Below are 11242 nucleotides of genomic sequence, written 5' to 3' on the forward strand. Positions count from 1 at the left end.
TCGTCTGCGGCGTTGCTTTTTGCCGGAAACGTTACGACCCTATTCCACCAGCTCGGCGCGGGCCTCGAACGTCAGCCGCCACGGCTCCGCCAATGACAATTCGTCGCAATTAGGCTGCTCGCCGCCACGATCGACCACCACGAAATCGCTCACCCGATCGAGCGCGAGCAACGGGTGGTGCCAGACGCCTTTCGCGTAGTTCACGCCCTGCCACGCGTCGGTCCAGAAGGCGCGCATCTGCGCCGGATCGAACTCGCCAGCCGGCGCGACGACCACCAGATAGCGGCCGGCGGTCAAGGGAATGAAAGCCTGGCTGCCGAGCGGATGCCGCTCCATCATCGTGATCTCGACCGGCAGCGCACGCGGCTGCGCGCGAAACAGGTTGATCAGCGGCCGGCCGCCGTTCTCCGTCACATCGACACTGGCCAGGTCGTGATAGCGCTCGGTCGTGCCGCCGTTGATGGCGAAATGACGCGCGCCGTCCAGCTCGATGACGTCGCCGAACGGCGCGAAAGCCGCGCGCGTGAGCCGTTCCATCTGCAATGTCTTCATCGACGACTCCGTTATGCGATTTCGCCCCACAGGCGCAGGCGCGACACACCGCCGTCCGGAAAGATATTGAAACGAACATGCGTGACCGGGCCGAGCGACGCGAGGTCATCCGTGAAGGTGTGGACGTGGTCCATCTGCAGTTTCTGTTCGCCGAGCAGCACCGGCCAGAACATCGCCTGCGTAACGAGCGAATCGTCCGTGCCGCCCGTCACCGATGCCGCTTGCAGCGAGCAGCGGTCCGGGAAGTTGCCCTTGAAGTGCGCCGTATCCACTTCGATCTTGCGGATCACGCCCGGCCGCGCCAACGCGACGATCGCCCAATCGTTGCCCGGCTCGCGGCGGCGCCGGGTTTCCCAGCCGTCGCCCATGTTGACGCCGCGGCCGGGCATCAGCATCTGCGAAGCCGGCCCGAAGTGCTGGTTGTTCGCCGCGACCAGATAGGCGCCGTTTTCGATCGCCGCCAGATCCAGCAGCGTGCCGCGCTCCACGCGCTCCCAATCGCGCTTCGGCTGGCCGTACACGCGCAAACGCGCGAGGCCGCCGTCCGGGTACAGATTCACACGCAGATGGGTGAACGCGCGCGCGTCGTTCACGTCGACGTAGTGGTGCTGATTGCCCTGCAGCGTGGTGGCCGGTACGAGCGTTTGCCAGTCGGCGCTATCGGGCGGCACTTCGCCATCCACGTAGCAGGCGTCGATCGACGCCGCCGGCGGGAAGTTGCCGGTGAAGTGGCTCGTGTCCAGATCCACGCCGTGCACGACGCCCGGATGCGCGAGGCGGATCACGCAGGAGTCGTGGCCGGTGGTGCGCTTGCGGCGGGTTTCCCAGCCGTCCATCCACTTGCCGTGGTCGTCGTATTTGCCGGGGATGAACACCGCCGGCTGCGGCTCCAGCATGCGTTCTTTCGGCGCGAAGAATTCGTCGCTGGCGAAGAGCGCCTTCGCGCCCAGGCGCGGGTCGGCGAGATTCATGTAGCGACGGGTGAAAGCGGGAGCGTTGGGGTCGAGGATCGGATTGGCCATAGTCTCTAGTCTCGGTCAGGCAGCGAAAAAGTGAAGGAGGGCCGGCGTTCTTGGAATCTGCCGGCGCTGGAAGCGCGCTGCATTGGCGCGCGGATCTGGATACGGTTTCTCAGGTTCAGACGGCGTGAGCGTGTTCGCCGGCGGCAGGCTCGGCGTCGTCACCGGCCGGCACGAAGCGCAACGCCGCATCGCGGTTCAGTACGCGGTGGGCGCGCGCCCGGTCGATATCGTTTTCCCACACGGCGACCACCACCGTCGCCACGCAATTGCCGATCAGGTTGGTCAGCGCGCGGGCAATGCCGACGAACCAGTCGACCGGCAGGATCAGCACGAGGCCGAGCACGGGGATCGCGGGAATCGCGGACAGCGTGGCGGCCAGAATCACGATGGCCGAGCCGGGAATGCCGTGCGCGCCCTTCGACGTCACCAGCGACACCAGCACCACCACGATCAGGTCATGCATGGACAGCGGCGTGTTGGTGGCCTGCGCGATGAAGATAACCGCGAGAGTGAGATAGATGGAGAACCCGTCGAGATTGAACGAATAGCCGGTCGGAATGACGAGGCCGACGGTCGAATCTTTGACGCCCATCCATTCGAGCTTGCGCATGATCTGCGGCAGCACGGCGTCCGACGAAGCGGTGCCGAGCACGATCGACAGCTCTTCGCGCAGATAGCGAATCAGCTTGAAGATGCTGAAGCCGGCCAGACGCATGACGACGCCCAGCACGACGGCCACGAACACGAAGCAGCTCACGTAGAACACGAGCACGAGCATGCCGAGCTGCTTGAGCGACTCGACGCCGTACGTGCCGGTGGTAAACGCGATCGCCCCGAGCACGCCGAGCGGCGCGAGCTTGATGATGAAACCCATCACGCGGAAAAACACGTGCGAGAGTTCGTCGATCAGGTTGCTCACCCGCTGCGCCTTATTGCCGAGCAGCGACAGCGCCGAGCCGAACAGCACCGAAAACACGAGAATCTGCAGGATGTCGCCGGTGGCGAACGCATTGATCGCCGTGTCGGGGATGATCTTCAGCAGAAAGCCGGCGGTGTCCTTGAGGCTCTTCGCATGCTCGGTGTAGGTCGAGAGCGAGGCGGGATCCAGCGAGTGCAGATCGATGTTCATGCCGACACCGGGGCGCGTGACGTACGCCAGGATCGCGCCGATCACGAGCGCGATCGTCGTCATAACCTCGAAGTAGATCACGGCCTTCAGGCCGACCCGCCCCACTTTGCGCAAGTCGCCGGCATGCGCCATGCCACTGACCACAACACAAAAGACGATGGGCCCGATCACCATCTTGATCAGCTTGAGAAAGCCGTCGCCGAGCGGGCGTAGCGATTGGGCGAAATGCGGGAAGACGGCACCGATTACGATGCCCGCCACCAGCGCTATGACGACCCGGCCAAACAGCGAATTGAAAAATTTCAACACGGCTTCCTCCTGGTTGCGATTTACATCTGTTCAGACTGGTCCGACCAGTACTGTTATCTCGAATAGTAGGAAGCCGATATACTGACGTCAAGGATTCGTAGAACAGTGTTTACCCGCTGTTTTTCAAGCGGTTTCGGGTCGGATCGGCAGCGGCGAGCGGCAAGCCGTACGAGCGTTCAGACCGCGTATTACAATGCTGGTCAGACCGCGCTTTCAAGTGAGCCAACGATGAAAAACGTGCCGCATACCGTTACCGATGCCGCCATCGCGACCATCCGCGAACGGATCGAAGCGGGCGCCTATCCCGTGGGCAGTTTGCTGCCGGCCCAGCGTCAACTCTCCGAAGAACTCGCGATCAGCCGCGCGTCGTTGCGCGAAGCGCTCTCCACGCTCGAGGCGCTCGGTCTGCTGGTGATCAGGCCCGGCAAGGGTGTGTACGTGGAAAGCGCGCAGGCCTCGGCCGCGCAAGCGTGGCGCTTCGCGGAGCAGTCGTCGCTGCCGGACACCTATCAGATGCGCTTCGCGCTGGAAGGTTTTATCGCGCGCATGGCGGCGCTGGCGGTCAGCGATTCCGACCTTGCCTGGTTCGAAGAGAACATCACAGCCATGCAAACGGCGCTCGCCTGCGACGAACTCGACGAAGCCGCCCGCCTCGACTACGACTTCCACATGCGGATCGTCAACATTGCCGGCAACGCGGCGATCGAGTCGATTCTGAGCAGCAGCGCGGAGATCATGAAGGAAAGCCAGCGCATGCCGTTCTATCGGCGCGAACTGGTGCTGTCCACCTACAACGAACATCGCGTGATTCTGGACGCGCTCAAGGCGCGCGATTCCGCCGCGGCCGGCAAAGCCATCGAGACGCATATCTCGAACGCCGCGCAGCGCGCCGGCGTCTATTTCCCGACGCCGCACGCGTAAAAAAAGCCGCTCCGAAGAGCGGCTTTTTTAATCCTGCCGCCGGCTCGAAGCCGGCATTGCAGGTCATGGCACGAAGACTTACTTCGCGTTGGCGAGCGCCACGGCCGTGTCCAGCATGCGGTTCGAGAAGCCCCACTCGTTGTCGTACCAGCTCGACACCTTCACCAGACGGCCCGACACCTTGGTCAGCGTGGCGTCGAACGTCGACGAAGCCGGGTTGTGGTTGAAGTCGATCGACACCAGCGGTGCGTCGTTGTAGCCGAGGATGCCCTTCAGCGAACCTTCCGACGCTTCCTTCATGATCGCGTTGACTTCTTCGACCGTCGTGTCGCGTGCAGCGATGAACGACAGGTCGACGACCGACACGTTGATCGTCGGAACACGAATCGCGTAGCCGTCCAGCTTGCCGTTCAGTTCCGGCAGCACCAGACCGACCGCCGAAGCCGCGCCGGTCTTGGTCGGGATCTGGCTGTGCGTGGCCGAGCGCGCGCGGCGCAGGTCTTCGTGGTACACGTCCGTCAGAACCTGGTCGTTCGTGTACGCGTGGATCGTGGTCATCAGACCGTTCACCAGACCGATCTTGTCGTTCAGCGGCTTGACGAGCGGCGCGAGGCAGTTCGTCGTGCACGATGCGTTCGAGATCACCGTGTCCGAGGCCTTCAGCACGTTGTGGTTCACGCCGTAGACGATCGTGGCGTCGACGTCTTTACCGCCCGGCGCCGAGATGATCACCTTCTTCGCGCCGCCCTTGATGTGCGCGCTGGCCTTTTCCTTGGTCGTGAAAAAGCCCGTGCATTCCAGCACGACGTCGACGTTCAGCTCGCCCCACGGCAGTTCAGCCGGGTTGCGGTTGGCCAGCACGCGGATCTTGTCGCCGTTGACCACCAGGTAGTCGCCGTCCACCGACACTTCGCCCGGGAATTTGCCGTGCGCCGTGTCGTATTGCGTCAGGTGAGCGTTCGTCTTGGCATCGCCAAGATCGTTGATGGCGACGATTTCGATATCGTGCTTCTTGCCGTTTTCATAGAAGGCGCGCAGCGTGTTGCGGCCGATCCGGCCGTAGCCGTTGATTGCGACGCGAATCGTCATGGTCTATCTCCTGAGGGCTGAAAAAATACGTCCAGGTTCGTCTGACTGACCGCGTTGCCGCGCGTTCGCACGTAAGCGGCAACGCTTGATCGAAAATCAGCCGAGTGCGGCTTTTGCCGTCTCTACCACGTGCTCGACAGTGAAGCCGAAATGCTTGAACAGCACGCCCGCCGGGGCCGACTCGCCGAACGTGTCGATGCCGACCACGCCGCCTTCCAGACCCACGTACTTGCGCCAGAAATCCGTCACACCCGCTTCGATCGCGACACGGCGCACGCCATGCGGCAGCACGCGTTCGCGGTACTCGGCGTCCTGCTTGTCGAACACGGTGGTCGACGGCATGGACACGACGCGCGCCGCAATGCCTTCGCGCGCCAGCGGCTCGATCGCGTTCAGTGCCAGTTCGACTTCCGAGCCGGTGGCGATCAGGATGATCTTGCGCGCGACGATTTCGTCGTTCCAGTCGCGCAGCACGTAGCCGCCCTTCTCGATGTTCGCGATCTGCGCGTCGGTACGCTCCGAGAACGGCAGGTTCTGACGGCTGAAGATCAGGCACGACGGGCCGTGGTGTGCGACTGCGTGGGTCCAGGCCACCGCAGTCTCAACGGTATCAGCCGGGCGCCACACTTGCAGGTGCGGAATCAGACGCAAGCTTGCAACGTGTTCGATCGACTGGTGGGTCGGGCCGTCTTCGCCGAGACCGATCGAGTCGTGCGTGAACACGAAGATCGACGGCGCTTTCATCAGCGCGGCGACGCGCAGCGCGTTGCGGCTGTAATCCGAGAACGTCAGGAACGTGCCGCCGAACGCCTTGAAGCCGCCATGCAGCGCCATGCCATTGATCGCGGCGCTCATGCCGAATTCGCGCACGCCGTAGTTGACGTAGTTGCCGGCGGCGTGGCCTTCCGCGTTCACACGCACGGGCTTTGCAGCCTTCCAGTTGGTCAGGTTCGAGCCGGTCAGGTCGGCAGAGCCGCCGAGCAGTTCCGGCAACACGGCCGACAAAGCTTCGATAGCCTGCTGCGATGCCTTGCGCGTCGCGACGGTTTCCGCGCGCTCGTTCGCGCCGGCGATGATCGCCTTGGCCTTTTCCTTCCAGTCGGCGGGCAATTGCTTCGCGTCGCGACGCTTGAATTCAGCGGCTTCCTGCGGGTATTTGGCTGCGTACGCGGCGAACGCCTTGTCCCACTCGGATTCGTTGCGTGCGCCGGCTTCTTTCGCGTCCCATGCTGCGTAGACTTCTTGCGGGATCACGAACGGTTCCCACTTCCAGCCGATCTTTTCGCGCGTGGCCGCGACTTCCTTGTCTCCGAGCGCCGCGCCGTGCGAATCGTGGCTGCCGGCCTTGTTCGGCGAGCCTTCGCCGATCACCGTCTTGCAGCAGATCAGCGTGGGCTTGTCGGATTGCTTGGCTTGCTTGATCGCCGCGTCCACTGCCTCGACGTCGTGGCCGACCACGTTCGGGATCACGTTCCAGCCATACGCTTCAAAGCGCTTCGGCGTGTCGTCGTGGAACCAGTGCACCACTTCGCCGTCGATCGAGATGCCGTTGTCGTCGTAGAACGCAATCAGCTTGTTCAGCTTCAGCACGCCCGCCAGCGAGCAGGCTTCGTGCGAGATGCCTTCCATCAGGCAGCCGTCGCCGACGAACACATAAGTGTGGTGGTCGACGATCTTTGCGTCAGGCTTGTTGAATTCGGTAGCGAGCAGCGATTCCGCGAGCGCCATGCCGACCGCATTCGCCAGACCCTGGCCGAGCGGGCCGGTGGTCGTCTCGACGCCCGGCGTGATGCCGTATTCCGGGTGGCCCGGCGTCTTCGAATGCATCTGGCGGAAGTTCTTCAGCTCGTCGATCGGCAGATCGTAGCCGGTGAGGTGCAGCAGCGAGTACAGCAGCATCGAGCCGTGACCGTTCGACAGCACGAAGCGGTCGCGATCGGCCCATTGCGGGTTCTCCGGATTGTGACGCAGATGACGCGACCACAAAGCCACGCCGATTTCGGCCATGCCCATCGGCATGCCGGGGTGGCCGGAATTCGCTTTTTGGACGGCGTCCATGGACAACGCGCGGATTGCGTTGGCCATCAAGGAGGTGTGTGCGGGAGACGGGGTCGTCATGTCGAGTCCGGAGACAGAGTCAGAAAGCGGTGCGCGCTTGAGGCCCGGATGCTCGAATGCCGGTTCACTTCGGCGCACGATGCGGCGCCAGTAGACGCGAAACGGGCAGAGCAAACGGACAAGGCTGAAAGCGTGACATTCTAACAGATGGTTGCCCGCGCCCCGCTCCGAAAGCCGTCTGGCCGTGTGGCTCGACGCGCCCGCCGCGGCCACGCCGCGCTCCGGCCTTTACAATTGCACAACCAGAACCTACCGCGCTCCGGACGGAGCCCGCCATCCGTGAGCGCTCCGCTGCTGTTCCAACCGAGTCCCGACGCCGTCTACGGATTTCCGCACGCGAAACGGCTGGCGCGCGTCGATTCGCCATATCAGCGGATCGAGGTCTGGGACACGCCGCAGCTCGGACGGCTCTTCACACTCGACGGCCGTCCGATGACGTCCACCGGCGATGAGTTCATCTATCACGAATGCATGGTGCATCCGACCGCGCTGGCGCATCCGGCGCCGCGCGCGGCGCTGGTGCTGGGCGGCGGCGACGGCGGCGCCGCGCGGCAATTGCTGAAGCACGCGGGCATCGGACGGATTGTGGTGGCGGAGCTGGACACGCAAGTCGTACGTCTGACGCGCGAGCATCTGCCCGAGGTGCACGGCGGCGCATTCGACGATCTGCGCGTCGAGTTGGTGATCGGCGACGCTGCGCAGTACGTCGAGGCCGCCGCGCCGGCACAGTTCGATCTCGTGGTGTTCGACCTGACGCCGCCGGATTCACCCGCCGCCGGTCTTTACACGCAAGCGTTCTATCAGCAGCTCAAGCGGGTCATGAGCCCGATTGCGGCACTCTCCGTGCACCTCGGCTCGCCGTATTTCCATGCCGAACGCGTCGCGCGCCTGCTCGACGATTTGCGCGCGGCATTCGTGGTCGTCCGCACCATGAGCACTTTCGTACCGCTGTACGGCTCGCTCTGGATGATGGCGACCGCCAGCGACACGCTCGATCCCGCCGCGCTCACCGTCGATGCGCTCACGGAACGCCTCGCCGCGCGCGGAATCGACACCCTGATGCATTACAACGCGGTCATGCACGCCGGACTGTTCTCGGCATCCAGTTCAGTGCGCGATAAACTAAGTCAATTCTTAAAGCCAGCAAGCTAACGCATGGGCAAAATGCACGACTCCGTCGGATTGCGCTATGGGCGTATCGATATGCAAACTTCCGCCTGGACTCGCAGCATGTGCCCCGCCAACCTCATGATCCGGAGAATCCCATGACCGCCTCCCGCCCAGCCGGTGTGCCCTGGTTGACCCCCTATCTGACGGTGCGCGACGCAAGTGCCGCGTCCGCGTTCTTCTCAGCGGCGTTCGGCTTCGAAGTGCGTGACAGTGTCCAGGACGACGGTGTCGTCATGCATGTCGAGATGACCTATCAAGGCCAGTTGATCGTGATGTTCGCTCCGGAAGGCGCGTTCGGCTCGGCGGCGAAAACACCCAAAAGCGCGGGCGCGATCGCACCGCAATCGTTCTATGTCTATGTCGACGATGTCGACGCGATTTACGCGCGGGCGCTGGCCGCCGGCGCAAAATCGCTGAGCGAGCCACAGGATCAGTTCTGGGGCGACCGCTTCGCCCAGGTCGAAGATCTGGACGGCTACCGCTGGGCGCTCGCTCGCCACCTTTCGTGAACCAATGAGTATTTTTCTGATGCCACGCTTTTTCGTCGATAAGCCTCTCCAGCCCGACGACGTCATGCCGCTTCCCGATGACGTCGTTCGGCATGTGCTCGTGCTGCGTCTGCAGCCAGGCGATTCGATCGTCCTTTTCAACGGCGAAGGCGGCGAATACAGCGCTGAACTCGTCGAAGTCGAAAGGCGCTCGGCCATGGTAAAAATCCGCGAATTCCGCAATATCGAAGTCGAGGCGCCGTATCGGCTCACGCTCGCGCAGGGCATTGCCGGCGGCGACAAGATGGACTGGCTGATCGAGAAAGCCGTCGAACTGGGCGCGTCCAGCTTCGTGCCGTTGACCACTACGCGCAGCGTCGTGCGTCTGACCGGCGAACGCGCGCAGCGGCGCCATGCGCACTGGCAGGGCATCGTGCGGGCGTCGTGCGAGCAGTGCGGGCGCAATCGCCTGCCGGAAGTGATGCCGGTGCGCGAAATCGCCACGTGGCTCGGTACCATGCCGCGTACGCCCGAGGAAGGCGACTTGCGCATTCTGCTTTCTCCGCGCGCCAGCATCAGCTTTTCCGCCCTGCCCGCCGAGCCGCCGAAAGGACGCGTGACGGTGCTGGTGGGCCCGGAAGGCGGGTTTTCCGCTACCGAGGAAGCGGCCGCTACTGATTACGGTTTCACCGCCGTCGGCCTCGGCCCGCGCGTGATGCGCACAGAAACTGCCGGCATCGCCGTTCTCTCGGCGCTGGCGGCCGGCTGGGGCGGCTGGTAAGCCGCTTGCGTTGCGCGCCGATCGCCTTGGATCGCCTTGGTGAAGGGCGGCAAGTCACGTCGACCGCAGCATCAAAAGCAAAAGGCCCGCCGATTGGCGGGCCTTTCTTCTGCTTAGCCTAAACAGGCAACGTTCAAGCAAACGAGTAAAACACCCGGAACGCCACCTTCCGCTCGGCCCAGAACTCCGCGGCCTCGCGGAACACGTCTAGCAGTGTCTCGCGGCCTTCCTTGTCGAACTTCTGCGCGACCGGCAACTGCTCGAGCACGATCACAAAGCCCGGCTGCGCGCCCGCCTTCTGAACCAGATCGGTCAGGCAGTCGTACAGCGCGTCGTAATTCTTGCCGAAATGTTTCGGAAACAGGAACGACGTCGCGATGGTTTCGAGCACTTCCTGTTTGGACTGCGCATTGGCGCAATACGCATAGAGAAAATGCTGGCCGAGCTGGTTGGCCTCGTCGGCGAGATCCTGCACGCGGAACGCGCGGATCGACTGTACGATGTTCGGTCGTACGGTCTTGAAAAGACTCATGGGCTCCTCGTTCGATGAAACCACAGTGCCTGCTTCGCTCTGGTTCTCGCGGCCCTGATCGCCGGCGCGCATCTGCATGACGCGTTGGAACAAATTGCCGTCGCCGGCCGCGAAAAGATCCGTCGCGACTCCGGAGTCGTGCGCGTAGACGTTGTCGCTCATGCCGTTCATCCCGATGTCATTCAACAATACGATTAAAACTGGTGTAGTGGTCGTCCGAGTAGTAACAACTGTCGGTTCGCTTCAGCGGACCTCCGCAGACGATGCGACGCGCCCCGCGATTACGTGAGCGAGGCGTGGGAACGGTGTATTCGTGGTAATAGCCGCGCCGATGGGCCGGCAGCAACCGTTCGCGATTGCCGAATACGATGCCGTCCTTCTCATACGGGTAAGGCCCGCCCGCGGCAATCAAGTTCAATGTATTGACCGCTTCATGTGGCAACTGCGCCAGCGCGACGGTGCCCTGCAACTGCGCGTCCGCCTCGGCGGATGCCGTGGAGTCGCGCGCGAACGCGCCAGGCACGAGGCCGGATAAAGCGCACAGCGTAACAGCACCGATCAGCACGCCTTTCATGCGTTGCCACTTGCGTGCCATGTATCAAGGTTCCCCGCTGTTAGCTCACGAGTTTGACGACCATGAAAGTCGTAAGGGTATCGCTAATGGCCCCCGGAATCAACGTTCGCCGGGCGGCCGACATCCTCCGATCAGGCGCGAAAGGGCCACCGGCGCGGCTTTGACGACTTTTGACAGAATGTTTAGCTTAGTCAAGCTAAACTTAGCTCAACGGTGCGAATCGGGGGAAGGCAGGCAAGTGGGGAGCGGACGGCAGGCCGCTTTGCATGAGTCAGCAGACACCTTGATTCCCCGTGGCAAGGGTCTTGAGCCCTTGAACGCTCTTGAAGGCGGAATCTTGTATGACTTGCCGTTTTTTGGGTGGCATTCCCCTGTGCACCCTGAGGCGTGCCCGTTGCGGGCACGCCTTTTTTTTGCATGGCGCGCGGTCTTCAAACCGGCGCCATGCTTCGACCGGATCGCGGATTAACGGGCCGCGATCACATCCGCCACCAGCAGCGCCGTCATGTTGACGATCCGGCGCACCGTCGCCGAGGCCGTCAGCACGTGCACCGGCT

General features: G+C 63.2%; 11 protein-coding genes. 4 read left to right on the forward strand and 7 right to left on the reverse strand.

All coding sequences use genetic code 11. The features are described 5' to 3' along the window. Nucleotides 1–39: 39 nt before the first annotated feature. The 3 genes from P0D80_RS44835 to P0D80_RS44845 form a co-directional block, all read right to left on the reverse strand. Nucleotides 40–552 carry an ureidoglycolate lyase gene (locus tag P0D80_RS44835; RefSeq protein WP_408293855.1) on the reverse strand — a complete coding sequence of 171 codons (513 nt, stop codon included), beginning with the start codon at nucleotides 550–552 and terminating at the stop codon, nucleotides 40–42. An 11-nt stretch (nucleotides 553–563) separates the two neighbouring features. Further along, entirely contained in the window at nucleotides 564–1574 is a 1011-nt protein-coding gene (gene alc, locus P0D80_RS44840) for an allantoicase (protein WP_408293858.1), read from the reverse strand. A 115-nt stretch (nucleotides 1575–1689) separates the two neighbouring features. After that, a complete protein-coding gene (locus P0D80_RS44845) occupies nucleotides 1690–3012 on the reverse strand; it encodes a C4-dicarboxylate transporter DctA (RefSeq protein ID WP_408293861.1) in 1323 nt (440 codons plus the stop codon). A 228-nt stretch (nucleotides 3013–3240) separates the two neighbouring features. Between P0D80_RS44845 and P0D80_RS44850 the strand changes: the two genes are divergently transcribed. Then, a complete protein-coding gene (locus P0D80_RS44850; RefSeq protein ID WP_132373061.1) occupies nucleotides 3241–3933 on the forward strand; it encodes a FadR/GntR family transcriptional regulator in 693 nt (230 codons plus the stop codon). Nucleotides 3934–4011: 78 nt separating this feature from the next. On the opposite strand, the gene gap is transcribed toward P0D80_RS44850, so the two are convergent. Both gap and tkt read right to left on the reverse strand, forming a co-directional pair. After that, a complete protein-coding gene (gap, locus tag P0D80_RS44855) occupies nucleotides 4012–5022 on the reverse strand; it encodes a type I glyceraldehyde-3-phosphate dehydrogenase (protein WP_408182856.1) in 1011 nt (336 codons plus the stop codon). A gap of 96 nt (nucleotides 5023–5118) precedes the next feature. After that, a complete protein-coding gene (gene tkt, locus P0D80_RS44860; protein WP_408293865.1) occupies nucleotides 5119–7140 on the reverse strand; it encodes a transketolase in 2022 nt (673 codons plus the stop codon). Nucleotides 7141–7419: 279 nt separating this feature from the next. Here tkt and speE point away from each other — a divergent pair, with 279 nt between their 5' ends. From speE to P0D80_RS44875, 3 genes are all read left to right on the forward strand, one after another. Continuing rightward, nucleotides 7420–8292, forward strand: coding sequence for a polyamine aminopropyltransferase (gene speE, locus P0D80_RS44865; RefSeq protein ID WP_408182855.1), 873 nt, complete (start codon nucleotides 7420–7422; stop codon nucleotides 8290–8292). Between the two features lie 113 nt (nucleotides 8293–8405). Further along, entirely contained in the window at nucleotides 8406–8819 is a 414-nt protein-coding gene (locus tag P0D80_RS44870; RefSeq protein WP_132373053.1) for a VOC family protein, read from the forward strand. Between the two features lie 19 nt (nucleotides 8820–8838). Next, complete coding sequence (locus P0D80_RS44875) at nucleotides 8839–9579, forward strand: 16S rRNA (uracil(1498)-N(3))-methyltransferase (protein WP_132376806.1); 741 nt, start codon at nucleotides 8839–8841, stop codon at nucleotides 9577–9579. A 133-nt stretch (nucleotides 9580–9712) separates the two neighbouring features. Here P0D80_RS44875 and P0D80_RS44880 read toward each other — a convergent pair whose 3' ends face one another. Together P0D80_RS44880 and P0D80_RS44885 are read right to left on the reverse strand one after the other, a co-directional pair. Next, nucleotides 9713–10273, reverse strand: a complete 561-nt coding sequence (locus P0D80_RS44880) for a barstar family protein (protein ID WP_132373051.1) — start codon at nucleotides 10271–10273, stop codon at nucleotides 9713–9715. Between the two features lie 16 nt (nucleotides 10274–10289). Then, a complete protein-coding gene (locus P0D80_RS44885; protein WP_408293869.1) occupies nucleotides 10290–10706 on the reverse strand; it encodes a ribonuclease in 417 nt (138 codons plus the stop codon). Nucleotides 10707–11242 lie beyond the last annotated feature (536 nt).

The organism is Paraburkholderia sp. RL17-373-BIF-A, assembly GCF_046030175.1.
Lineage (GTDB): Bacteria > Pseudomonadota > Gammaproteobacteria > Burkholderiales > Burkholderiaceae > Paraburkholderia.